The sequence below is a fragment of the Synechococcus elongatus PCC 11801 genome, assembly GCF_003846445.2.
Lineage (GTDB): Bacteria > Cyanobacteriota > Cyanobacteriia > Synechococcales > Synechococcaceae > Synechococcus > Synechococcus elongatus_A.
Genome location: NZ_CP030139.2, coordinates 2,693,174 through 2,716,860, shown reverse-complemented (window position 1 = coordinate 2,716,860; position 23,687 = coordinate 2,693,174). Strand labels below are relative to the sequence as shown.

Genomic DNA, 23,687 nt, shown 5'->3' with positions numbered 1-23,687 from the left:
CAGCGACTGCCACAGGAGACAGGACGGAAAGCCGTACCAAGCGCTGCGTTCCGGTCTGGAGGCCAGACCTAGAATAAATTCAGCATTTCCCCCGGCCACGGGTCGCTTCATGACTGACAGCTTCTTCACACGGACCTTGGGACTCAGCGGTCTTGTGCTGTTGGGCTTGGGGGGCTGTTCGCAAGTGGCACAGCTCCCCGCTCCTCCAAATCCCCTGTCGGTGAACCGCAGCGAAGCGGCTGCACCAAGCCGACCCCCATTGCCATTGCCCGAAAATGGCAACTTCATCGTGGCAGCGGTGGAACGCGAAGGTGCTGCAGTGGTGCGAATTAATGCCTCACGCCGGGTCGGTAATGCCGATCCTTTTGGGGGATTGTTTGGCGGCCCGCCAGCCAACGATCGCGTTGAACGCGGCTCAGGATCAGGTTTTATCTTTGACAGCAATGGTCTCCTGATGACCAATGCCCACGTGGTGGAAGGGGCCGATCGCGTCCAAGTGCGGCTCAAGGATGGACGCACCTATGAGGGCAAGGTCTTAGGCGCAGATTCAGTTACCGATGTCGCTGTGGTCAAAATCGACGCCAAAGATCTGCCGACGGTTCGTTTGGGGAACTCGGATCAACTCCGTCCTGGTGAATGGGCGATCGCCATTGGTAACCCGCTCGGCCTCGATAGTACTGTCACAGTTGGGATTATCAGCGCCACCGGGCGATCGAGTTCGGAGGTTGGAATTCCTGACAAGCGCGTTGGCTTCATCCAAACGGACGCAGCGATCAATCCGGGTAATTCCGGCGGTCCACTGCTTAATGCTGCCGGTGAAGTAATCGGCATCAACACGGCGATTCGTGCCGATGGTCAAGGCATCGGCTTTGCCGTCCCGATCAACACTGCTCGTCGCATTGCCGATCAAATCATTCAAACGGGTAAGGCATCTCATCCACTGTTGGGAGTGCAGATGCTGCCGCTGACGCCGGAGATTGCTCAGGAGAACAACCGCAATCCCAATGCCCGCATCAAGCTACCCGAAATTGAGGGTGCTTTGATTGTGCAAGTGTTGCCGAACTCCCCCGCCGCTGCCGCTGGGATTCGTCGCGGTGATGTCATCACGACTGCAGACGGTCAGTCAATTCGTTCCGCTTCGGATCTGCAGGCAGCAGTCGAGAAAAAGAAAGTAGGCGATCGCCTCTCCTTGGATCTGCTCCGCCAGCAACAGAAGCGGCAAGTGACGGTTCAACTGGCTGAAATTCCCCAGCAGCAGGGCTAACGCCAGTCATCATGGACTCGCAGAACTCTGAATCCTACCGGGTTGTGGCAGCACACCCACTGCCCAGCGGTGCAGTAATTGCCAGTCCGGGTGGGCACTACAGCTACCGAATTATTGGGCCTTGTTGTCGCCTCTTCGATCGCGATGAGCTGCCTTGGCCTTGTTGTCGGTTACAGTGGCGCGGCAAAGAACCGAGCTGGCGGCGGATTGGGCGTCGCTTTGTGGTGGATCTGGCCACGAGGCGATCGCCCTCCTACGCAGTAGAAATCTTGGAGCCCGGACACCAGAGTCAGCCGGTCGTAATCACGTTCTATTCTGTGAAGCTCAGCCCTGAACAACAGGCTTGGTGGCATGCGCGATCGCTGACAGCTCCAACAACGACGATGGAACCACCATCACTGACTCCTGCGATCGCCCCACCACCTCAGAATCCTAGTGTTGAGGCTGCTTCAGGGTTGGGGAATCGCCAATAAGGCCGCTGCTTCACTATCGGCATAGAGTGTCGTCGCAGGATGTTCCTGCAAATAAGAGGCGGGGATTGCTGTCGATGGAGGAGATTGCAAAGACTGGGCCAGAATATTCGCTTTGCTGGAACCCGTGACGAGCCACAGGAGCTCGCGGGCTTCCAGAATGTCGGCCAGCCCTAAACTGAGAGCTGTACGGGGGACGGCTTCAGGATCGCCACCAAAAGCCCCTGCATTTTGCTGACGGGTGCGATCGCTCAGTTGGACCAGACGGACTCGACTCTCTCGGGCACTACCAGGTTCATTAAAGGCAAGATGACCGTTTTCCCCCACCCCGAGCAGTTGCAGATCCAAGCCACCTACTTGCTCTAAGCAACGGCGATAGCGCTGTGCTTCCTGCACAGGATCTAAGGCAGCCCCATTCAAAAATTCAACTTGATCGGGTCGCAGTCTGGCTGACTGACAGAAACGACGCTGGAGTTCTGCTGCAAAAGAGGCTGGATGATTCGCGGCTAGCCCCCAATATTCATCCAACGCAAACACCCGGCAGTGCTGCCAGTTGATCGGGCGGCGCAGTAGCTCGGCGTAGAGCGGCACCATGGTTCGGCCCGTGGCTAGGCCAAGGGTCAGTTGGGGTTGCGCTTGTAGGCGATCGGCGATGCGATCAGCAACAGATTGGACAACTTCCGTGGCAGACGAGAAGACCAGACAGCGCATTATGATTCACCAGACTGTCGCCATCCTACGGGCGATCGCGGCTTCAGTGCGTAATCCCTTCTGGGCAACTACGAGCTCCAAGGGAAGACAGTCAGTAATCTCAAAAATTTTGTAGCAAACGTTAATCAGGCCAAAACTGCTTTTTAAAATCAGGAAAACTACTTGTTAAGTAATGGCTATTTATCGACAAAGTCTTCCTCAACTTCAAGGTGATTTATTTTTGGGGGATGGAGGGCTTGAAACCATTCTCATCTTCCACAAGGGTTTTGATCTACCCTGCTTTGCCAGTTTTCCTTTAGTCAACGATCCTCGAGGGAGAGTCATTCTAGAGGAGTATTATGCTAACTATCTTGCGATCGCTGAGCAATTCAATACGGGAATGATTTTGGATAGCCCCACATGGCGAGCTAGCCAAGATTGGGGCGATCGCCTTGGCCATAGTGCATCTGTACTAAAAGATCTAAACCAACAATCAATTCAGTTACTCGAAGCCATCCGATCGCAATGGTCACATCTGCAGAAACCCATTGTCATTAGTGGTTGCTTGGGTCCCCGCGGTGATGGCTATCAAGCCGAAGCCCGCATGGATGCCCAAACTGCAGCAGCCTACCACCGGCCCCAAATTGAGACGTTTGCGGAATCCAATGCTGATTTGGTCAGTGCTTACACACTGAACTATATTGACGAAGCATTGGGGGTTGTTCTTGCAGCCCAAAACACCGGCATTCCCATCACCATTTCATTTACAGTGGAAACTGATGGTCGCTTGCCAAGTGGTGAAACTTTAGAGGAAGCCGTTTGTATCATCGATGCGGCTACAGACTCATACACGAGTTATTTCTCAATTAACTGTGCTCATCCCAGTCATTTCCACTCTGTCCTTACACGGGAAGCAAGTTGGGTGCAGCGCATCCGCAGCATTCGTGCCAATGCCTCGCGCTTAAGTCACGCTGAGCTGGATGACGCGACCGAACTGGATATTGGTAATCCACTGGAATTGGGGCAAGATTATCAGTCGCTTCTGGCAACCTTTCGGCAGATCAATGTCTTGGGAGGCTGTTGTGGGACAGATCCCCGCCATCTGCAAGCGATCGCGGCTGCCTGTGTGTCCCTCTGATCAGCCTGAGCCCTGACTGACGGCTAGTAGTCCTCAGCCTCAGATGAGGGAGCGTAGAGAATCAGCAAGCCAGCAATCATCCCATCGTCTCTGGTGTTTCTGACATCACTTGAAACCACTGTCGTGGCCATGGTGCGACCTCGCCACAGCCCGAATGGTTGCCCTAGGCCCAGCCCTCACGCTACGCTAGATAGCTGTTCGTTTCGCAGCAGAGCAATGCCGAAACTCAAAACTCGCAAAGCAGCGGCGAAGCGGTTCCGCATCAGCGGTAACGGCAAAGCCATCCGCCGTAAGGCTTTCAAAAACCACCTGCTCCAACACAAAAATGCCACCCGCAGACGCCGGCTGAGCCAGCCTGAGGTTGTGCATGAGACCGACCAAGAGCGGGTGAAGTTGATGCTGCCTTACTCCTTCTAGGACGCGGCCACTTCCCCCTTAGTACACCGAAGGATTCCAGACCATGGCTCGAGTCAAGCGTGGCAATGTTGCCCGCAAACGTCGTAACAAAATCCTGAAGCTGGCGAAGGGCTTCCGGAGCGGTAACTCCAAACTCTTCCGCACTGCTAACCAACGCGTCATGAAGGCATTGACCAATGCCTACCGTGACCGTCGTCGTCGCAAGCGGGACTTTCGCCGTCTTTGGATTGCTCGGATCAACGCTGCAGCTCGTCTGCATGGCGTCAGCTACAGCCGGTTGATCGGCGCTCTCAAGAAAGCCGATATCCAAATCAACCGCAAAATGCTCGCTCAATTGGCTGTCTTGGACAGCGCGGGCTTCAAAGCGATCGTGGAACTAGCGCTGAAGGCCTAGGTTAATCGTCATGAATAAAGCCAGCCGACCGACCTTGTTGCGACGCTGGCTCATGCTTGGGACGTCTGTGATGGCGTCCTTTTTTTATGGAGCGATCGCCAGTGGTGGACTCGCAGCTGATTTAGAAACCATTAAGCGACGTGGCTATCTCATCGTGGGCGTGCAAGCCGATGTCGCGCCTTTGTCCTGGCAAGATGCTCAGGGTCAGTGGCAGGGCTTTGAAGTCGATTTAGCACGATCGCTAGCGGCAGAGTTATTAGGAAATCCAGCCTCCATTCGTTTTCAAGGCTTACGGAGTCGCGATCGCATTCCCGCACTCTTGGATGATCGCGTCGATATTTTGATCGCTCAAATGACCGTGACGGACTCACGGCGGCGCGTCGTGCAGTTCAGCCAGCCTTACTATCGCGATCGCATTGGTTTGCTCAGTCTGCGCGGAACTCTGGCTCTCCAGCGTGTTGCCGTCTTGCAAGGATCCAGTGCCATTCCGCTTCTTCGGTGGCAAGCACCCGAATTTCAGCTGGTGGGTGTCGAGAACTACGCGGCGGCTCAAGCTGCTCTCCAGCAAGGACAGGTAGAGGCGATCGCCGCAGATCGCCTGATCCTCCAGCAGTGGCAGCGCCAAGATCCGCGCTATCAGCTCTTGCCACAACAATGGGGCGATTTCCCACTGGCGATCGCGTTGCCCCAGGGCTTGCAGTACCGATCGCTCCAAATTGCGGTCGATCGCGTACTGCAGAAATGGAGTGCAGATGACAAGCTAAGAGACATGAAAAATGACTGGGGTCTCTAGGCCGCCGCAATTTGCTTGTCTTCTAAATCCCTGCTCAAGACACTTTTTACGCCCCGCCGCTCTCCCAGCGATATCGATCGCGTCTGCAGAGAGTTGGAACGCAATATTCGCCGTAGCTCAGGATTAACCCAGTCCTATCTGTTTCTGGTCGTCACTTCTGCCTCGGTGGCTACCCTTGGCTTGCTGGCCAATAGCGTCGCCGTCATCATCGGTGCCATGTTGATTGCGCCGGTGTTGCAACCCCTACGGGGTCTAGCACTGGCAGGCGCCAATGGCAGTCTTCGCCTGCTGAAGCGAGCCGGCTTGAGCCTGATCGTGGCGATCGTGGTGGCCATCACCCTGTCTTGGTTCCTCGGGCGGTTGGTGGCCTTGCCTGAGTACGGCAGCGAAGTGTTAGCTCGCACCAACCCCAACTTGTTGGATTTGGGTGTTGCAGTAGTGGCAGGTTCTGTCGCAGCCTATGCCAGTGTCAAGCACAACCTGAGTGATGCGATCGCAGGGACAGGTATTGCTGTCGCCTTGATGCCACCCTTGGCGACCGTGGGTCTGACCCTTGCTCAGGGAGATTGGCAGGCCAGCGGGGGCGCAATGCTACTCTTCCTGACCAACGTTGTCGGGATTATTTTGGCGGCGATTGTGACCTTCAAGCTGATGGGAGTCACGCGCCAAAAAACCTCACGGGGCCTCTATCTCAGCCTTTTCCTAACCTCCCTGTTGAGCATTCCCCTTGGCTTAAGCTTTTGGGAATCGCTCCAAAATGCCCGCCTGCAGCGCGATCTACGCGACATTTTGCTGACGGAAACCATCACCGTGGGTCGGCAAGTTCAGTTACTGGGGGTCAGCATCAACTGGAACCGCGATCCGATCGAGGTACAGTTGCAAGTCCGTGCTCTGCGCCCTGTCACTCCCCGACAAGTCGATCTCGTTGAAACGTTCCTCGAAAATAAACTGAAGCGGCCGGTCCGGCTGATTTTCTTCGTATCGAGCTCTGTTGAGGTAACATCTGACGAATCTCCGGCTGAAGAGACTCCCTTACCAGCTCCACCCACGCCAGCCGTACCGGCACCAGAAGCAACCCCAGCACCAGCCGAAGCAGTTGCAGAGCCATCAGGGCAAACCACGCCCGCACCCGAACCTGAGCTACCCTCTGCTACTCCTGAGAACCCTTAAAAGGTCATCGCGATCGCTTGCGAAGTTCAGCAGGCAGCCGCCGTAACGGACAATAGGGTCGCTGCCAACCCACGCCCCATGGAATTCTCACAGCTCCTGCCCAACCCTAGCCTCACCTTGGTCGTTGTTATCGGAACCGTGGTAGGACTCTGGGGCTTCCAAGCAGTTCGCATTGTTCTAGGGAGCCGCGGCCTCACCCAAGCTCTCGGGGAATTTGTGGCCCTGGTTGGACAAGGTCGGCTCGAAGTGGCTTATGCCAGCCTTAGTCCTGCCTATCAAGGTCGAGTACCGTTTAAGGAATTTAAGCGGGTGCTACAGCGCACTGGACTACGGCAGTATCTGCGATCACGCCCTGGCAAGCCCGATCTGCAGGGCGATCGCGTGATTTTGCCTGTGACGCTCTCCCTGCGCAATGGACAAAGTCAGGAAATAGCAGTGACTTTTCTTCGTGACGGCAAAGGCTGGAAGATTGATGATTTAGATTTGGCTGCCTCTGAGACATAGGGTGAATTAAACAACCTCTGGGCGATCGCAACTGAGGCTGTGACAAAGACTTGAGCGTTTGCAGAGACAGTTCACAGATCAATACGACAGGGTCAAGCCTTGGTGATCTGGGCTACCGTAGGGGCAAGTTGCCTGAGGACTGAGGCGATGTGTATTTGCATTCACTGTGCGCTTGTCGATCGTTGTCGGACCTATCACGAGGTCGAAACGCAACATCAACAGCCTCATCTCACCGAACAGCCTGATTTTGAGCCCCAGTCACCCACCATCAACGTCAACATCCGCATGACGGATGGAACCTATGACCAGATCGAGATGGAATGGGATGTAGTGGACTGTCAAAGCTTTGTGGCCGATCGCGATCGCTGGTCGCGTCTCCGTCCTGGTGAGCTAATTCCCACTTAATTGACAGCCCGACGCTTTGAACGGATCGCTGATCCTCCCGCCAACCTGAGACGATAGAAAGACAGCGATCGCAGGAAAGACAGTGCTGGGTTTAGCCATTCATACTTCCACACCCACCTTGGGATTGGCGATCAGCACGAGTTCAGACCTGCCCTTCGGACAAACTTGGGATGTAGGTCGCGATACGGCCGCCGTTTTGCTGCCGCGCTTGCAAGAATTTATTACCCCTCGTGCTTGGACTGAGCTGAACTTTCTGGCTGTGGCCTGCGGTCCTGGAGGCTTTACGGGCACCCGCATTGGCGTTGTTACCGCTCGAACTCTTGCACAGCAACTAGAACTGCCGCTGTTTGGCCTTTCTACGTTGGCGGGGTTGGCTGCTGCTCAGTGGCGACAGACGGGCCAGCCCCAACCGATCGCAGTGTCGATGGATGCCCAGCGTGGTCAATTAATTGGCGCACTCTATGACTGTCAGGACGGTATCCCCATCGCACTGGAGACTGAGCAGGTCTACGAGCCGGAGTCCTGGGCTCAGAAACTCGCGGACTGGCAACTTACGGATTGCCGAGCAGACGAGACGATCGCAACAACCGTGACGGATCTGCTGGCGATCGCAGAACGGCAGTGGCAACGGGGCAATCGCCCAGATTGGTCTGCTGCACTGCCCTACTACGGACAGCATCCCGTTTCGGTAGCGGCGGGCTAGGCTGTCGAAAGCAGCGCAGCAGTGCTAAGGTACAGCCGTTTCTGCTCTGCGTCTGCCAAGGTCATGCGTCGTCTGTTGCCAATCACCCTGTTGTTGGGTCTGGGTGTGGTCTGGGGGCTCAACCGAGTTGCGGTTGCCCAGCGATCGCCCCAAGCCATCTTTGTTTTGGGTGGCGATTCCCGACGCGAGGAATTTGCAGCAACCTTTGCCCAGCACTATCCCGACCTGCCAGTCTGGATTTCCTCAGGTACCAATCGCGAATATGCCGAATGGGTGTTTAGCCAAGCGGGCATACCTCTGTCGCGGCTGCGGCTGGACTACCAAGCCACCGATACCCTCAGCAACTTCACCAGCCTGGCCGATCGCTTCCAGCAGCAGGGCATCCAGCACGTCTACCTCGTGACGTCGGACTATCACATGCGGCGTGCCTTGGTCATTGCCAACATTGTCTTTGCCAGTCGCGGCATCACGGTTGAACCTGTTGCCGTTCCCTCCAATAGTGCTTCGGAATCCTGGCGCAAGGCTGTCCGCGATGGTGGCCGAGCGATTATTTGGGTACTGCTCGGCCCTGAGGCGGAACTGTGGTTAGGCAAGGCTTGGCAGCAAGTGCTAGCGACCCAAGCTGTGTAGGGCATTGATCGCCGCTGCACAGGTGAACGTCACCCGCTCCAGTTCTTCGCGATCGCTCGATTGTGGGGGCGCGATCGGTTCACCAATCCGAATCGTTAGCGGCACTGAGCGCGGCAGGAAGGAGCCTCGCCGCAGGATGCGCTCCGTTCCCCACAGGCTGACGGGCAAGAGTGGAGCGCCGGTTTTGCAAGCAACCAAAGCAGCTCCCAGTTTGGGGTTGTGAATGCGACCATCGCGTGTGCGGGTGCCGTCGAGGAAGATTCCAGCAGCCCAACCAGACTCAACGGCGGCGATCGCCGCTTTCAGGGCTTTGCGATCGCTACTGCCGCGCCGCACCGGATAAGCACCGTAGAGCCGGATTGCCTGCGCCAAAACAGGGACTCGAAACAGCTCCTCTTTCGCCATGAAGGCGACGGGTCGCCGCACGCAGTTGGAGACGATCGGCGGATCGAAGTCGCTGGCATGATTGCTCACGACAATCAGCGGCCCCGATCGCGGCACATTCTCCGCCCCGTAGATCCGCCCCCGAAAGTAGAGGTGCAGCAGCGGGCTGACCACCGACCATTTCAGCAGGTGGTAGAGCAATAGCGAGCTGGGGGGTTCGCGATCGCGGCGAACTAGGAGACTAGACCGCGAGGTCTGCTGCCGTTCCAACATTGCGCAATCCGATCGCAGGACAGGTGCGTTTCATCAAGCCGGTCAGGACTTTACCGGGACCCACTTCGACTAGTTGCTCAACTCCAAGGGACTCGATCGCCAGACAGGTTTCGCGCCAGCGCACCGAGCCAGTCATTTGCTGCAACAGGTTTTGCTTGAGTTCAGCTGCAGCGGTGCTGGGGCTAGCACTGACATTGGAGAGAACCGGAACTTGCGCCTCCTGAAAATCCACGGCTTCCAAGCTGGCGGCAAAGGTCGCGGCGGCTTCCGCCATGAAGGGTGAGTGGAAGGCACCCGAGACAGTCAGTGGCACCGCGCGTTTGCTCTTGACGTTCGTCAAAATCGCATCAACCGCTGCTGGTGTGCCAGAAATCACGACTTGAGCAGCGCTGTTGTCATTGGCGAGCACAACGCCTTCAGTGGCCGCGATCGCCTCAGTCAAGGCTTCGGCATCAAAGCCAATCAACGCGGCCATTTTGCCCCCTGAAGCCGCCTGCATCAGTTCTGCCCGCTTTTGCACGAGGCGAAGGCCAGTGGCGAAATCAAAGACGCCCGCCGCATAGAGCGCCGAATATTCTCCGAGGCTGTGACCGGCGACGTAGTCCGGCTGTTCACCCAGATTGCGCAGGCGATCGCTGAGGATCGCTTCCAGCACGTAGAGGCAGGGTTGGGTGTTGACGGTTTGCGACAGCGTTTCAGCATCCGCTTGACAGCGCTCCAGCACCGACCAGCCCAGGATGGCCTCGGCTTCCGCAAAGCGTTGTTGTGCTTCGGGCCAATCCTGCAGATCAATGCCCATTCCTGTTGCTTGGGAACCCTGACCCGGGAATACCCACACTGTTTTAGCCATCGCGATCGCTCAGTCTCTTGCTATCCACGTCTCAAGTTCGGAAGGATTGCCTAGGACACCACGCCCCAGCGGAACACTGCCGCCCCCCAGCTCAGACCAGCGCCAAAGCCAGAGGCCGCAATCAAATCCCCCGGTTGGATCTTGCCAGCTTTAACGGCCTCATCCAAGACCAAGGGAATCGTGGCCGAGGAAGTGTTGCCGTAGTTCACCAAATTGCTGAGGACGCGATCGCGATCGATCCCGAGGCGATCGGCCACGGCGTCCAAAATCCGTTGGTTGGCCTGGTGCAGCAGCAACCAATCGACGTGATCGCGATCGATACCCGCATGGAATAGCGTCTTTTCCAAAATTTCTGGGACACGCTTCACGGCAAAGCGATAGACCTCTTGGCCATTCATCGCTACGGGCTGATAGGTACCCTGGGAAACACTGATATCTTCCAGCAACGATTGCGGTTGCTCTTGATAAGCCAAGGTCAAACAGCCGTTCAAGCTGCCATCGCTGCGCATTTCAAAGCCCAGCAATTGATCTACTTCACTGGCTTGCAGAACAACGGCACCGGCACCATCGCCAAACAACACACAGGTGCGGCGATCGCTCCAGTCCGTCCAGCGCGACAGGACATCCGCCCCAATCACCAGCACCGTGCGATAGGCACCGCTGCGAATAAATTGCGCGCCTGTCACCATTGCGAACAAGAAGCCCGAACAAGCTGCCGTCAGGTCAAACGCAACCGCTTGGCTGGCTCCCAATGCCGCTTGGACTTGGCAAGCACTGCCAAACAAGTCGTCGGGGGTTGACGTCGCCAGCAAAATTAAATCGACGGCAGTCGCTTCTAGGCCCGCAGCATCAAGCGCTGATTGCCCAGCCGCAGCAGCCAATGAGGCCAGGCTCTCGACGGATGGCTGAGCCACGCGGCGCTGACCGATCCCCGTACGGCTCCGGATCCATTCATCCGAGGTTTCAACTAGCTGCGAGAGCTGGTCATTACTGAGGGTTGTCGAAGGAACAGCAGACCCACTGCCCGTGATTGCAACACCAACGCCAGGTCGAGTCAAATTAACACTCCGTCACATGCCGGAGTCTTCAGTAAATCACAAGAGGGGGGGCGATCTACCAGCGATCGCCTAGCTGACAACTGGCTCTGTCACGAGATCCGCTGTTGGAGCAGGGGGCTGCTGGATCTGATGGAGATGGTCAATCACACGGTTGTTGGCAGCATCGACGGCCAGACGAATCGCGCTGTAAATCGAAGGAGCCTTGGAGCTGCCGTGGCTGATGATGCAGACGCCATTGACGCCCAACAGTAAGGCTCCGCCGTGCTCTGCATGGTCCAATCGCTGCTTGATCCGGCGCAGATTCCGGCGTAGGAGGGTTGACCCCACTTTGCCGCGCATACCGCGGGGCAGTTCGTCGCGAATGATCTCCAGGAAGACGCTGCCCACGGCTTCGGCGAATTTCAGCAGAACGTTGCCGACAAAGCCATCGCAGACAACAACATCGAACTGACCTGAGAGAACATCGCGTCCCTCCGCGTTGCCGACAAAGCAAATGCGCGAGTTATTCCGCAGCAATTCATGGCTAGCGAGGGCTAACTCGTTGCCCTTAGAGTCCTCTTCACCGATGTTGACCAAACCGACTCGGGGATTGGGCTGTCCCAAAACATCCCGACTGTAGATTGAGCCCATCACGGCGAACTGCTCGAGGAAGCGAGGCTTGCAGTCCACATTGGCGCCCACGTCCAAGACAAGGACGGGCTTGCCCGGGATCACCGTCGGCAACAGCGCTCCGATCGCGGGGCGATCGATCCCGCGAATGCGGCCTAGCCGCAGGAGAGCAGAAGCCATGACTGCGCCAGAGTTACCCGCAGAAATGACTGCATCTGCCTCGCCTGCTTTGACCAAGTCCATAGCGACATTGATCGAAGCACGGGGTCGGCTCCGCACCGAAACCGCCGCATCTTCCATAGCGATCGCTTCTTCAGCTGCTTCAATCCGCACCTGCAGATGGGGGGCGTGGTCTTGGCAGATCGCTCGCAAGCGATCGGGATCGCCCACCAAGATCACATCGGCCTGTAGTTCTTCTTGGGCGCGCAAAGCCCCTTTGACAATTTCCTCGGGGGCGAAATCGCCGCCCATTGCGTCCACCGCGATCCGCGCACGCGTCATCGGCTTACGTCCCTGAATCTCACCGGATTTTATCAGACCCGTTGCCCGCGCCTGAATCAAGAGAATAACGGGGATCGATCAGCCTCTTCCAACGGCATCCCATCCCCTTGATGTAACTTCCTAACCGCCAGCGACCCTAGCGGCCTTCTTCGCCGGGCTCGACAATACGCTGGAACAGGTAGCCGGTGCCCCGTGCTGTCAGAATCAGCTCTGGGTTACCCGGATCGTCTTCGAGCTTGGCGCGCAGCCGCGAAATGTGGACATCGACGACGCGGGTATCGACGTGGCGCTCGGGGGTATAGCCCCAGACTTCTTGCAGGATTTCAGCGCGGCTGAAAGGCTCACCGGAGCGGCTGACCAGCAATTCCAGCAGACTGAACTCCATGCCAGTGAGTCGAATCCGTTCGTCGCCTTTGTAGACCTGACGTTTATTGGTGTCGATTCGGATGCTGTTGATTTGAATGACACCCGAGCTGGGAATGCCATTCGCCCCACTTTTTTCGACCCGCCGCAGCACCGAGCGAATCCGGGCTTCTAGTTCTTTCGGAGAGAAGGGTTTGACGACGTAATCATCGGCGCCCAGTTCAAGGCCGGTGATGCGATCGGCCACATCCCCCAGGGCCGTCAACATGATGATGGGAACGTCGGATTCTTTGCGCAGCTCTTGGCAAACGCCATAGCCGTCCAGCTTCGGCATCATCACATCGAGCACCACAAGATCCGGCGTAGCATTCCGGAATGTGGTCAAAGCTTCTTCGCCATCGGCTGCGGTGACGACTTCGTAGCCAATCATTGCCAACCGGGTTTCAAGAATCCGTCGGATACTCGCTTCATCGTCAACAACGAGGATTTTTTCCTTGCGATTTTCCAAGATTGGCCTCTCTCAAAGGTCGTCAGGTAACTCGGATCCGCCCAAGGCGAATGGCGTAGCAGAATGATAGGGAACCGACAAATCAATAACAGGATAATCGCATTTCTTATCGTTTCGTCATCGTCAGAACGTTTGCCGACATTGACTTTAAGCAATCCGTTACAACACAAAAAATTGTCAAAATTATTTACAGGTTTGTAACGAATGGCGCGATCGCGAAGCGAATACGTCTGTCAAAACTGTGGTCATCGAGCACCGCGCTATGTCGGTCGCTGCCCTGCTTGTGAGAGCTGGAATAGCCTCGTTGAGGAAGCGATCGCCCCCGCCGCAAAAACACCGATCGCAACGGTTCTACCCTCCCGACAACGGCGCGATCGCCGCGCGGACAGTCCCCCTCAAGCCGTTGCTGCCCAGCCCCTGAGCGCGATCGAGGATGTCAGTCAACAACGCATTCCCTCCGGATCTGGGGAGTTCGATCGCGTCCTTGGTGGCGGTTTAGTGCCGGGATCTCTTGTCTTGATTGGGGGTGATCCGGGCATTGGCAAATCAACACTACTACTGCAAACGGCGACAGCACTCTCCCAACGCCAGCCGATTCTCTACGTCTGTGCTGAGGAGTCGGGCCAACAGGTGAAATTACGCTGGCAACGGATTGCTGCCCACCGAACACCCAATCAAACGGATCAGCAATTTTATTTACTGCCAGAAATTGACCTCGATGCGATCGTGGCGGAGCTAGAAGCACTGCGGCCGCCCGTCGCGATTATCGACAGTATTCAAGCGCTCTATAGCCCAGCACTCGGATCTGCTCCAGGATCCGTTGCCCAGGTGCGGGAATGTACCGCAGCCCTGATGCGGGTGGCGAAGCAACTGACGATCACGCTGTTGATCGTGGGTCACGTCACCAAAGACGGGGCGATCGCTGGACCCAAAGTGCTGGAGCATTTAGTCGATACGGTGCTCTATTTCGAGGGCGATCGCTTTGCCAGTCATCGGCTGCTGCGATCGGTCAAGAACCGCTTTGGTGCGTCTCAGGAACTCGGCATTTTTGAAATGGTCGATCGCGGCCTCGAAGAAGTGGGGAATCCCTCGGCTCTCTTCCTCGGTAGTCGTGACCAAGCTGCCAGCGGCACAGCCACGATTGTGGCTTGTGAAGGAACTCGACCGCTGTTGGTGGAACTGCAAGCTCTTGTGAGCCCCAGTAGCTACAGCTCACCGCGTCGGGCAGGGACTGGGATTGAATACAATCGCCTGCTGCAAATCTTGGCGGTCCTGGAAAAACGCTTGGGGTTACCGCTCTCCAAATTCGATGCCTATGTCGCCTCGGCTGGCGGTCTGAATGTGGCCGAGCCAGCAGCAGATCTCGGGATTGCGATCGCCCTTGTCGCCAGTTTTCGCGATCGCTGCCTGCGTCCCGACACGGTGCTGATCGGCGAAATCGGTCTGGGCGGGCAAGTGCGTCCTGTCAGTCAAATTGAGTTGCGCCTTAAGGAAGCTGCCAAGTTGGGCTTTCAGCGAGCACTTTTGCCCAAGGGACAGGAACGTTGCGATTCCGAGCTAGAGCTGGTGCCCGTCAGTCGGTTGGTTGATGCGATCGGGCTGGCCCTGCAAGAAGCACCCACCAATAGCGATCGCCCCGCTCAAGACTGAAGAGATACGGCAATTGCCCCAGTGCTTTGCTTAGAAGCGCGACTCAGATGACTCTTCCAAGAGTTGCGTCCGGACGGTGGCACTAAATCCAGAGGCTTTGAACTGCTTGAGTTGCAGGGGAGCAGGCTGACTGGCCGGCACACTGATCCGGATTTCAAAAGGATGATCCCCCGGTGGCACGGACTCGACTTCCCCTAGTCTGGTACGGTTTTGCATCACCGAATCACCGTTAGCATCGTAAATCCGACCGTAGATATCGACGTCGTAGACCGTTTTGTTACTGGGATTGTTGATAGTACCGACAACGAGATAGCAGCTAGCCGGCCGACTGCTGCCGCCACTGGTGACTGCGCCTTCACTCAGTTCCGCAGGGCATTGCTGATAGTCCACCGAGGTGACGTTGAGTTGAGTCATGGCTGCAGCTGGCCCAGCACCGAAAATCAGACTGCCGATCAGCAGCATTAGAAGACTGAGCGATCGCCAGATTTTCATGTCCATTCCCTTCGCAAGCAGCTTCTCCATTATTGCGAGGCTTCAGCGCCGACCACAGACAAAGTCATCGGTGATCGGATGCTGCGGTTGGCGAAAGATTTGGCTGGTGGAGGCAAACTCAATCAGCGTGGTCACGGGGCTGGCTTGGCCGCTGATTGGCAGGGGATGGAGGAGCGCCGTGTAAGTGGCGCAGCGCCCAGCTTGGGCGAGGCTGTTGGTGACCAGCAGAATCGTATAGCGATCGCAGAGCCGCAGCAGCAATTCTTCTAGGGCCAGAGTTGCAGCTGAATCCAATTGCACACAAGGCTCATCTAGGAGCAGAATGTCGGGTTCCATGGCGATCGCTCGGGCGAGGCAGAGACGCAGCTGCGTCTCGGGAGAGCAGTAGCGGGCAGGCTGCTGAAGATCCAAGTCGGCGGGTAGATCAACCAGGGCTAGCACCTCGCGCGCCAAGGACTCAAAGTTGCCGGAGTATCCCTGCAGGCGGGCCGGTAGCACCAGGTTGTCGTACAGGCTACCCGCAATCGGAGTGGCAGGGCCACGGATCAGAGACAGTTGGCAGCGCAGACTTTCAACATCCACACGGCGATCGCGCAGATCACGCCCTTGATGCCAGATATGACCACTGACCTGCAGCTCAGATTGAAGATCGCTGAGGCGATTCAGGCAGCGCAGGAGCAAGGTTTTGCCACAACCTGAGGGACCAACGATCGCCGTGACCGTTTGTTTAGGAAAGTCACAGCTGATCTGGTGTAGCAGACAGCGATCGCCACGATGAACCGACACCCCGTCGAGGCGTAGTGCGGGGTCAGGGAAGCGGGGCGGCGGCGGCAAAAACTCCATGGCGCTTAGTGTAGGGGAGAGTCAGTCCGCTAAGATCCTGTGCGGTTCACCTGGGGAATGAGGCATGCGCTGGAGCGAGTTTCTGCAACACTTAGAGGCCAAGACTGGCCCCTGCATAGCCCAAGCGATCGCTGGTGACCCAGAGTTACACGGGGTGGCGGCCATCAATGAAGCGCAGGCGGGACAGGTGAGCTTTCTCGATCAGGAGAGTGGCCTGCAGGACTGGATTGAGCAAACGGCGGCAAGTGCATTGATCTTGCCACCTGATCCTGCCCTACAAGCCCGTGCCGAAGCGCGCAACCTCGCTTGGGTGACGACGGCCCAGCCGCGGCTGGCCTTTGCCGCTGCGATCGCGATTTTCTATCAGCCCTTTCGGCCTGCACCCGGCATTCATCCCAGCGCGGTAGTTGATCCTAGTGCCCAGTTGGGTGATCGCGTCAGCGTTGGTGCCCATGTGGTGATCGGGGCCAACAGCGTCATCGGTAATGACGTCATCCTGCACGCCAATGTTGTGCTCTATCCCGGCGTCATCGTCGGCGATCGCTGCCAGCTCCATGCCAACAGCACCATTCATGAGCGCAGCCAACTCGGGCAGGACTGCGTGATCCACAGCGGCGCAGTGATCGGGGCGGAAGGGTTTGGCTTTGTGCCCACCGCCAGCGGCTGGTTCAAGATGGAGCAGTCTGGCGTGGTGGTGCTGGAAGATGGCGTCGAAGTCGGTTGCAATAGCGCCATCGATCGCCCCGCAGTCGGTGAAACGCGCATCGGGGCGCAAACGAAACTGGATAACCTCGTCCACATTGGACACGGCTGTCAAATTGGCAAGGCTTGTGCCATGGCGGCTCAGGTCGGCCTCGCCGGTGGGGTAGAAGTCGGCGATCGCGTCATTCTGGCAGGACAGGTGGGCGTCGCCAACCGCGTCAAGATTGGCGATCGGGCGATCGCCTCTTCTAAATCCGGGATTCATGGCGAGATCGAAGCCGGCGCAATCGTCTCAGGCTATCCAGCCATTCCCAACCGCCAATGGCTGAAAACATCAGCAGTCTACAATCGCTTGCCCGAGTTGTACCGCAGCCTTCGCAACCTAGTCCGACGGGTTGAAGTCCTTGAGCAAGGTCGGAGTGAGAGCTAGGCGCGATCGCGCCTCTGGTACTTCCTCAACATGCCACCGTTCAGGCATCCGGACAGTCGAGCGATTAGCCTTGTGGCAGCAATTCCTCTTGCTACTCCCGTGTTAAATCGGAACGGAGCCGCTGTCCCAGCCAAAACGCGAGCTGAGCTGCTAAGTCCGTGGGGGAAACCCCTAATGGGCTATGGGTTCTTGCGATCGCTTGGGCTGTACGACTGTGCCACCAAGTGGCGGCGATCGCGGCAGAGACGGCATCCGTCTGCGCCAACAGTCCACCCAACAGCCCTGTCAGCACATCACCGCTGCCACCCCGCGCCAAAGCTGGAGTGCTGTCTACTAAGGACCAACTGGTTCCGGCCAGTGTCGCAACAGTGGGTGAAGGCCCCTTGCGGACGAGGATGACTGAGTGTTCAGCCACTGCCGCAGCCACTGCTTCAGGAGTCGGCACTGAGCTAAACAGACGTTGAAATTCACCGGCGTGGGGTGTGATCACTGTGGCAGACCCCGCCAGACGTAAGGTCCAGTCCTCGGGATGTTGCGCCAACACTGTCAGGGCATCAGCATCGATCAGGAGCGATCGCGCTTGCTGCAAGACCTGCTGCAGTACCGACCGGATGCTGGATCCTGTTCCCACCCCAGGACCGATCGCGATCGCACTGTAGCGATCGCAGTCCAGCGGTAGCTCGGCAATCTCACCCGTTGCGGTTTCCGGACAAGCCAACACCAGCGCTTCTGGGACTTGAGCAACAGCGATCGCACTCAAATGCTCAGGGACAGCCAGCGTCACCATGCCAACACCACTCGCCCGCGCTGCGATCGCCGCCAGTAGCGCTGCACCGCGATAGCGCTGGGATCCCACAATCAGCAGTAGGTGACCGCGACGATACTTATGAGCATCGGTTGCCAGAGGTAAGGGGAGCGCCGCGATCGCTCGTGCATCCGTCAAGATTTGGCGAGAGGGATTACTCCCCAGCACCGCAACAATATCGGCCTCCGGAATCCCGAAATCTAAGCGTTCTAGCTGACCTCGCCAAGGCGCCGCTGCCAGTTGTAAAAGCCCCTGCTTCCACAGTCCCAAACAGACCGTCCGTTCCGCTGCGATTGCTGCCCCGAGCGGTTCCCCGCGATCGGTGTCCAGACCAGACGGGAGGTCAATGCTGCAGATCGGTTTGCCACTGGCATTGAGGTGGGCGATCGCCGCTTGGCTGGCTTCATTCAAGGTGCGGCTCAGACCAAAACCAAAGCCCCCATCAAGCCAGCGATCGCAGCTGTCTGGGTAGGTGTTCATGATTGGAATGCCCAAATGCTGTGCAAACTGCAAGTGCGCTTCCGTGAGCGGCTTACGCCGTTCAAACGGATGCCAAATCTGGACTGGATAGCCTTGCAGATGCAGTTCCCGTGCCACCACCAAGGCATCACCGCCGTTATGCCCGGGCCCGACCCAAATCCCCCAGCGCTGTTGGCGATCGGGATATTCAGCCATAAGTCGTTGACCGAGGCGATTGGCCACCTTCTCCATCAGAGCTGCGACGGGTAGACCGGCAGCAAACAGACGCGTTTCGATCGCCTGCATTTGCTCCGCCGTTACCACCACGCGATCGGCCAAAGAAGGAGAAGCCATCGGTTATCCTGACGTACTCTGCGATCGCCAACACTCCGTCAAGAACAGGTGAGCGCGAATCGCTGTGCTCCTCAGAATAGGTTGAAACTTATGCCGAGATCGACCCTGTGATAAGGCTTGTATCGGTGAACGATTAGCATTGCCAGATCATCAATCGCAGGCAGTTGCGAATCACGACCCGCCATGTAATCGACTGAAAAGTTCTTCTCAACTCGCTATTTCAAAGCTGTTCCAGTCTTTACCGAGCCTAGCGATCGCAAGTTCCAGATGTTGGGATTGCTTTACCTCATCTAACTTGTATCCCAGTCTCAACCATTCGAACTGAGCCTAAAGTTGACGTTTAAATCGCTAAAATTGTCAAAAATGGGTTTGCTCCATGCTCCTCTCCCACCCCGATCGCCAAGCACTAAAAGCTTTGGATGATCAGCTTTCTAATCGGTTTATCAACCTCGATCCAGCTGGCTATTTCGTGATTTATCTCGATCGCGAAGCGGGATTGATCTGCGCTGATCACTACAGCAATGCCATCAATGAGAAGGGTCTAGCAACTGATCCAGAAACGGGTGAAGTGTTGGCCTGCAAAGGCAACCTCAAGCGAGAGCCAACAGCAAAGTTCCGTGGCCGCACCGCCAAGGAACTCGGCAAGCTGATCACCGAAGATACTCAGCCCTGCCCACTCAGCTATCTCGATCACGCCCTCTATCTCGGTCGCGAGTTTCAGCGGGCAGAAGCCTGTCTGCTCAGCGGGAAAGAGTACATCCAAGACTAAGCATTAGGAATGCTGCAGCGCCTTCCACTCCTCTGGTGTGTTGCAATTAGTCAGCCAATCGCGATCGCCCAGTGCAAGTTCTGCAACGGCAATCGAGTTGAGCCAACCCTGAAAATCTCTACGACCTTGGGCTAACCAAGGTGAAATCGTTATGGCGATCGCCGGTCGATAAAAGCCAACCAGCGGCTCCCAGCCCTGTTCCGTTCGCGCGATCGCAGCCAGACAATCCTCAGGCAATTGTTCAACCTGCTGTCGCCAAGCCTGCAATGGGGCGATCGCTAAACGCGGTAAATCGCAAGCTAAGAGTAAAACCCAATCTGCCTTGATTTGCGGCAGTGCCCCAGCCAAGGCAGTCAGCGGGCCTTGTGGCCCACTCGGCTGTGGTTCCGTCAAGCACTGCACCGTCTGCGGCAGCCACGGCAGATAGCGATCGGGTTGCGGACTACAGAGCCAGACACTGTCACAAATGGCAGCAGCGACCCGACTTGTGCGGGCAATCAACGGTTCACCGTCGAGTTCCAGCAGAGCCTTGTCCTGCCCCATCCGACGGCTGGCGCCCCCTGCCAAAATCAGTGCGGCACAGTCCATGGCGATCGCTCCTGCCAGCAGAAACACCCTTGATCATCGGAGGTGATCGCTGTGTAAGTCGCGGGCGATCGCGAAATCTTCAGCAATTTCAGCTGAGCGATCGCCCCACCCCATGACCTAGGACAGCACCCAGTTCACCAGTGTCCGCACCCCGTAACCGGTTGCGCCAGATGGGTTGTAATGCTTCTCCTTGTCACTCCAAACCGGGCCAGCAACATCGAGGTGGGCCCAAACCGGATGTTTGACAAACTGTTTGAGGAACAGGGCTGCCGTAATCGAACCACCTGCCCGCGGTCCCGTATTTTTGAAGTCGGCTACCGGTGACTTCAGCCCCTCTAGATAGGGTTCTTCCAGTGGCAAGCGCCAAAGTTTTTCACCGGCGTCTTTGCCGGCCTGCAACAGCTGCTCAGCCAGTGCATCATCCGGGCTCCAAAGTCCCGCAATGTCATCCCCCAGAGCGATGATGCAAGCCCCAGTCAGGGTAGCAAGATCGACGATCGCATCGACACCCAAGCTATCGGCGAACACCAAGGCATCTGCCAAGGTCAAACGACCCTCGGCATCGGTGTTGTTGACTTCGATCGTCTTGCCATTCGAGGCGGTCAGAATATCGCCCGGGTGCATGCCTCGGCCGCTGATCATGTTCTCAGTCACAGCTGAGATGAAGTGCACTTCCACATCAGGCTTAATCAAGCCGATCGCCTTGGCAGCACCCAAGGTAGCGGCGGCACCGCCCATGTCGGTTTTCATCATCTCGATGCCACTGCCGACGCCCTTGATGTTGTAGCCACCGGAGTCGAAGGTTAGGCCTTTGCCCACGATCGCCAGCTTCCGGCGCGGGGTGCCTGCTGGATGATAGGTGAGGTGGATGAACTTGGGCGGTAGATCTGAGGCTTTGGCAACGCCCAGAAAGGCGCCCATTCCCCGTTTTTCGCAGTCTTCTGCTTCTAGGATTTCCAGCTCCAGACCCAGTTCCGTGGCAAGTTCTTGGGCGGTTTCGGCCATGGTCACGGGTGTGACTACGTTGGCAGGTGCAGCCACTAACTGCCGAGCCAAGACAACCCCAGCGACGACTTGCTCTGCTTGAGCGATCGCGGCTTCTTGTCCAGCCAGTCCCAACAATTCAACCGTGCTAGGGCCATTGGCCGTGTCCGGTTCAGACTTAAAGCGCTGGTCTTTATAGAGCGCAAGAGACGTCCCTTCAACGATCGCAGCTGCGATCGCGGCGGGATTCTCCCCCACGGGAAAAGCGATCGCCAAAGTTTGGCTCTTGAGGCTGCGCGCCTGTTTTGCTACCGCTGCCGCAGCCCGACGATAGTCTTCCGTGGTCGGCGCTTCTCCAAGGCCAACAAGAATTAATTTGCGGATGCTGCCGCCAACCCGAGTCGTGGCGGTTTCGACCAGCTTGGCTTTGAACTCGCTCTCGCTGAGCAATTCTTGAAGGACGCCATTCCACTGCTGATCAAGGGTCTGCAGTTCAGCCGAGAGGGTCTCGCCGATCGCAGCGGTCGTGAGGCCAAGGGCTAAGGTATCGCCGGTCCAATCTTGAGGTAGCGTGGCGATCGCCTGAAATGTCATAGCGGTATGCGTCCTGTTCAGCGTGCAACGAGCCAGATTTAACGGCTCTGAGCACTGATTGTACGCAGCTTCTCAGGCGTCACATGTTCCCAGCCCAAGGTGGCACCGCGAGAACAGCAATAGGTCTCCACGCTTTGACTGATCGCGGGTGTTCGCGCCCAGATACAGCGACCCCCTAGTGAAGCGATCACGATGCGATTGAGGCTCTACTCCACCCTGAGTTATCTCACCAGACAAGAGCGAGCTCCTCAGTCCGCGCTGAAAGCTAGGCCAAGGGATGATAGGGAATATTTTGCAAACGCCGAATCAAGTCTTCAATACTGTTGTCTTGGGCTGGTTTGCCTGCATTGCTAACCAACTGACGGCCGACTACATGGGCGCCCAGATGAGCGAGCTGCAGCCGCAAGGCCGCTAGCACAGTATGACCACCCCCACCTGAATGGGTCGCCATGGCGATAGGACGGCCATTGAAAAGACGCCGAAAATCATCACCCTGCACCGAGAGCCAGGCGATCGCACTCGTCAGCACCGGCGGAATCGAGCCGTTATATTCCGGAACACAGAGCACCCAGCGGGTCGCTGCATCCAGTTGTTGGCTGAGGCTAGGGAGTTGACTAGGTAAGCCTTGATTGGCCTGTTGCCGCGGGGTGTAGAGTGGCAAGTCAACCGTAGTAAGGTCTAGGACGGTACTGGCTAACCCTCGCGCCGAGCCTGTATCGGCAAAGCGCTGGGCCAGCTTGAGGTTCTCGCCATTACTGGCACTAATCACGAGCAGATCGGTGGTCATTGCATTCTGGTGGAATGAGAGCGATCGAGGCAGCAACCCGTCACTCACGCAGGGGGTTACTGAGCAAGGGCTGAGGTCTTTAGTTTTAGCAATCGCGATTCAATAACGGCTGACCTAAAAGCTTTAGTGAGCTTCAGGCCGCTTCAGAAACCCTCCAGCGGCGACAGATCAACGCACTTGGAAAAATTGGGATACTCAGCCTCTGACTGCTATGAGCGCTAGGTAGGTTGGTTGAGCCTGGGTGTTGAGTAAAACCGTTTCACCAAGCACTCGTCAGCAAAACTTCGAGCACTTGATTGGGCTGCAGACTCGTCGCAGGTAAGCCACTGCCAAAAGCAGTTGCTGCACCCGCTGCACCACCCGCGATCAGTCCCACGGGGCCACCCACAACTAGTCCTGCGGCGGCACCGACGCCAGCATTATTGGCAACACGACCGCCATCGGCAGTTGGCGGGCCGGTAATTACCCCTGAAACTGCGTAGATGGGGACAGACACACCATTGAGCACAAGGGCTTGGGCAACAAAGCGACTGCCCTGTTGATTGGTTTCAAAGCGGCCGAGCACCGGCGTCCCAATGGGTAAAAGGATGTTGCCAGTTCCGTCAGTCACATTTTGGTCAACAATCAGCACTTCTTGAATCGGCAAAGCGCTCTGTAAATTCAGACCGGGCCCAGCGTAACGGAGCCGCACCAAAAAGCGATCGCTCAATGGTTTTAGGGGAGTTGAGCTTAGCGAGGAGCCACCGCCCGCCGGCACGGTTGGTAATGGGACGCTCGATTGAGCCCAACTTGCGGGTGCTGACAGTGCCACCATCAGGCCAGCGATCGCGATTGAGTACTGCCGCGTCATGTCCATTCCATCCACCGCCTTTCGCACAGAGTCGCTTGCCATCTTATCGGTAGGAATCAAGACCTGATTGGCAATCGCCCTGCCTTGACGTTGCCAAAAATTCTATGAATCAATCCAAAAACCCCTGCATCAATCTCCATCGTGCTTAGCCCCCCTGACTCTCAGGAAATTAACGGTTAAGATCGGTGCACAACTGCCGAGCTTCCCAATGAACCGTTGCAGTTGCACTAGGTGAAAAGGGGAGCGATCGCACGTT

27 protein-coding genes are annotated in these 23,687 nt (G+C 57.0%); 14 read left to right on the top strand and 13 right to left on the bottom strand.

The genetic code is table 11. From position 1 onward, the window contains the following. The first annotated feature begins 109 nt into the window (after nucleotides 1–109). Complete coding sequence (locus tag DOP62_RS13575; RefSeq protein WP_208674173.1) at nucleotides 110–1,264, top strand: HhoA/HhoB/HtrA family serine endopeptidase; 1,155 nt, start codon at nucleotides 110–112, stop codon at nucleotides 1,262–1,264. Nucleotides 1,265–1,275: 11 nt separating this feature from the next. Next, a complete protein-coding gene (locus tag DOP62_RS13570; RefSeq protein WP_261789863.1) occupies nucleotides 1,276–1,737 on the top strand; it encodes a hypothetical protein in 462 nt (153 codons plus the stop codon). Here the strand turns inward: DOP62_RS13570 and DOP62_RS13565 are convergent. Beyond that, on the bottom strand, nucleotides 1,714–2,445 hold the full coding sequence (locus DOP62_RS13565; protein ID WP_208674170.1) for a glucosamine-6-phosphate deaminase: 732 nt from the start codon (nucleotides 2,443–2,445) through the stop codon (nucleotides 1,714–1,716). The two genes, DOP62_RS13570 and DOP62_RS13565, sit on opposite strands and share 24 nt — an antisense overlap. A gap of 172 nt (nucleotides 2,446–2,617) precedes the next feature. Between DOP62_RS13565 and DOP62_RS13560 the strand changes: the two genes are divergently transcribed. From DOP62_RS13560 to DOP62_RS13520, 9 genes are all read left to right on the top strand, one after another. Beyond that, complete coding sequence (locus tag DOP62_RS13560) at nucleotides 2,618–3,562, top strand: homocysteine S-methyltransferase family protein (RefSeq protein WP_208674169.1); 945 nt, start codon at nucleotides 2,618–2,620, stop codon at nucleotides 3,560–3,562. A 216-nt stretch (nucleotides 3,563–3,778) separates the two neighbouring features. Next, the gene (gene rpmI / locus DOP62_RS13555) at nucleotides 3,779–3,979 is read left to right on the top strand and encodes a 50S ribosomal protein L35 (RefSeq protein ID WP_011242588.1); all 201 of its coding nucleotides are present in this window, start codon (nucleotides 3,779–3,781) and stop codon (nucleotides 3,977–3,979) included. Between the two features lie 43 nt (nucleotides 3,980–4,022). After that, the gene (gene rplT, locus DOP62_RS13550) at nucleotides 4,023–4,373 is read left to right on the top strand and encodes a 50S ribosomal protein L20 (protein ID WP_208674163.1); all 351 of its coding nucleotides are present in this window, start codon (nucleotides 4,023–4,025) and stop codon (nucleotides 4,371–4,373) included. A 70-nt stretch (nucleotides 4,374–4,443) separates the two neighbouring features. Continuing rightward, nucleotides 4,444–5,166, top strand: a complete 723-nt coding sequence (locus DOP62_RS13545) for a transporter substrate-binding domain-containing protein (RefSeq protein WP_261789861.1) — start codon at nucleotides 4,444–4,446, stop codon at nucleotides 5,164–5,166. 15 nt (nucleotides 5,167–5,181) lie between these two features. Continuing rightward, on the top strand, nucleotides 5,182–6,336 hold the full coding sequence (locus tag DOP62_RS13540) for a DUF389 domain-containing protein (RefSeq protein WP_261789860.1): 1,155 nt from the start codon (nucleotides 5,182–5,184) through the stop codon (nucleotides 6,334–6,336). Nucleotides 6,337–6,414: 78 nt separating this feature from the next. Next, the gene (locus DOP62_RS13535) at nucleotides 6,415–6,840 is read left to right on the top strand and encodes a hypothetical protein (protein ID WP_208674158.1); all 426 of its coding nucleotides are present in this window, start codon (nucleotides 6,415–6,417) and stop codon (nucleotides 6,838–6,840) included. Nucleotides 6,841–6,987: 147 nt separating this feature from the next. After that, the gene (locus tag DOP62_RS13530; protein WP_208674155.1) at nucleotides 6,988–7,245 is read left to right on the top strand and encodes a Ycf34 family protein; all 258 of its coding nucleotides are present in this window, start codon (nucleotides 6,988–6,990) and stop codon (nucleotides 7,243–7,245) included. A gap of 82 nt (nucleotides 7,246–7,327) precedes the next feature. Further along, nucleotides 7,328–7,948, top strand: a complete 621-nt coding sequence (tsaB, locus tag DOP62_RS13525) for a tRNA (adenosine(37)-N6)-threonylcarbamoyltransferase complex dimerization subunit type 1 TsaB (protein WP_208674149.1) — start codon at nucleotides 7,328–7,330, stop codon at nucleotides 7,946–7,948. 63 nt (nucleotides 7,949–8,011) lie between these two features. Continuing rightward, a complete protein-coding gene (locus DOP62_RS13520) occupies nucleotides 8,012–8,578 on the top strand; it encodes a YdcF family protein (RefSeq protein ID WP_208674146.1) in 567 nt (188 codons plus the stop codon). Here the strand turns inward: DOP62_RS13520 and DOP62_RS13515 are convergent. The 5 genes from DOP62_RS13515 to rpaB form a co-directional block, all read right to left on the bottom strand. Further along, on the bottom strand, nucleotides 8,558–9,235 hold the full coding sequence (locus tag DOP62_RS13515) for a lysophospholipid acyltransferase family protein (protein WP_208674144.1): 678 nt from the start codon (nucleotides 9,233–9,235) through the stop codon (nucleotides 8,558–8,560). The genes DOP62_RS13520 and DOP62_RS13515 overlap by 21 nt on opposite strands. Continuing rightward, nucleotides 9,204–10,085 (bottom strand): ACP S-malonyltransferase, encoded by an 882-nt coding sequence (fabD, locus tag DOP62_RS13510; RefSeq protein ID WP_208674142.1) that lies wholly within the window; start codon nucleotides 10,083–10,085, stop codon nucleotides 9,204–9,206. Before fabD ends, DOP62_RS13515 begins: the two co-directional genes overlap by 32 nt. Nucleotides 10,086–10,135: 50 nt before the next feature. Further along, nucleotides 10,136–11,143, bottom strand: a complete 1,008-nt coding sequence (locus tag DOP62_RS13505) for a beta-ketoacyl-ACP synthase III (RefSeq protein ID WP_208674141.1) — start codon at nucleotides 11,141–11,143, stop codon at nucleotides 10,136–10,138. Nucleotides 11,144–11,212: 69 nt separating this feature from the next. Further along, the gene (gene plsX, locus DOP62_RS13500) at nucleotides 11,213–12,253 is read right to left on the bottom strand and encodes a phosphate acyltransferase PlsX (RefSeq protein ID WP_208674139.1); all 1,041 of its coding nucleotides are present in this window, start codon (nucleotides 12,251–12,253) and stop codon (nucleotides 11,213–11,215) included. A 136-nt stretch (nucleotides 12,254–12,389) separates the two neighbouring features. Continuing rightward, entirely contained in the window at nucleotides 12,390–13,124 is a 735-nt protein-coding gene (rpaB, locus tag DOP62_RS13495; protein WP_126148009.1) for a response regulator transcription factor RpaB, read from the bottom strand. Nucleotides 13,125–13,328: 204 nt separating this feature from the next. On the opposite strand from rpaB, the gene radA reads away from it, so the two are divergent. Continuing rightward, nucleotides 13,329–14,774, top strand: coding sequence for a DNA repair protein RadA (gene radA / locus DOP62_RS13490; protein WP_208674137.1), 1,446 nt, complete (start codon nucleotides 13,329–13,331; stop codon nucleotides 14,772–14,774). Between the two features lie 30 nt (nucleotides 14,775–14,804). Here the strand turns inward: radA and DOP62_RS13485 are convergent, their stop codons facing one another. After that, on the bottom strand, nucleotides 14,805–15,272 hold the full coding sequence (locus tag DOP62_RS13485) for a hypothetical protein (RefSeq protein WP_442267895.1): 468 nt from the start codon (nucleotides 15,270–15,272) through the stop codon (nucleotides 14,805–14,807). A 36-nt stretch (nucleotides 15,273–15,308) separates the two neighbouring features. Further along, nucleotides 15,309–16,109: an ABC transporter ATP-binding protein gene (locus DOP62_RS13480; RefSeq protein WP_208674133.1), complete on the bottom strand. Its 801-nt coding sequence runs from the start codon at nucleotides 16,107–16,109 to the stop codon at nucleotides 15,309–15,311. 64 nt (nucleotides 16,110–16,173) lie between these two features. Between DOP62_RS13480 and lpxD the strand changes: the two genes are divergently transcribed. Further along, on the top strand, nucleotides 16,174–17,241 hold the full coding sequence (gene lpxD / locus DOP62_RS13475; protein ID WP_208674130.1) for a UDP-3-O-(3-hydroxymyristoyl)glucosamine N-acyltransferase: 1,068 nt from the start codon (nucleotides 16,174–16,176) through the stop codon (nucleotides 17,239–17,241). A gap of 91 nt (nucleotides 17,242–17,332) precedes the next feature. Here the strand turns inward: lpxD and DOP62_RS13470 are convergent, their stop codons facing one another. Beyond that, a complete protein-coding gene (locus DOP62_RS13470) occupies nucleotides 17,333–18,859 on the bottom strand; it encodes an NAD(P)H-hydrate dehydratase (protein ID WP_208674128.1) in 1,527 nt (508 codons plus the stop codon). Between the two features lie 376 nt (nucleotides 18,860–19,235). Between DOP62_RS13470 and DOP62_RS13465 the strand changes: the two genes are divergently transcribed. Beyond that, nucleotides 19,236–19,628 (top strand): DUF4346 domain-containing protein, encoded by a 393-nt coding sequence (locus tag DOP62_RS13465; protein WP_208674125.1) that lies wholly within the window; start codon nucleotides 19,236–19,238, stop codon nucleotides 19,626–19,628. Between the two features lie 3 nt (nucleotides 19,629–19,631). Here DOP62_RS13465 and DOP62_RS13460 read toward each other — a convergent pair whose 3' ends face one another. The 4 genes from DOP62_RS13460 to DOP62_RS13445 all read right to left on the bottom strand — a co-directional run bounded on the left by DOP62_RS13460 (nucleotide 19,632) and on the right by DOP62_RS13445 (nucleotide 23,431). Further along, nucleotides 19,632–20,216, bottom strand: coding sequence for a molybdenum cofactor guanylyltransferase (locus DOP62_RS13460; protein WP_370538820.1), 585 nt, complete (start codon nucleotides 20,214–20,216; stop codon nucleotides 19,632–19,634). Between the two features lie 117 nt (nucleotides 20,217–20,333). Beyond that, nucleotides 20,334–21,794 (bottom strand): leucyl aminopeptidase, encoded by a 1,461-nt coding sequence (locus DOP62_RS13455; RefSeq protein WP_208674122.1) that lies wholly within the window; start codon nucleotides 21,792–21,794, stop codon nucleotides 20,334–20,336. 265 nt (nucleotides 21,795–22,059) lie between these two features. Further along, nucleotides 22,060–22,581, bottom strand: a complete 522-nt coding sequence (locus DOP62_RS13450; protein ID WP_208677088.1) for an NADPH-dependent FMN reductase — start codon at nucleotides 22,579–22,581, stop codon at nucleotides 22,060–22,062. 259 nt (nucleotides 22,582–22,840) lie between these two features. After that, entirely contained in the window at nucleotides 22,841–23,431 is a 591-nt protein-coding gene (locus tag DOP62_RS13445; protein ID WP_261789859.1) for a hypothetical protein, read from the bottom strand. Between the last annotated feature and the right edge of the window lie 256 nt (nucleotides 23,432–23,687).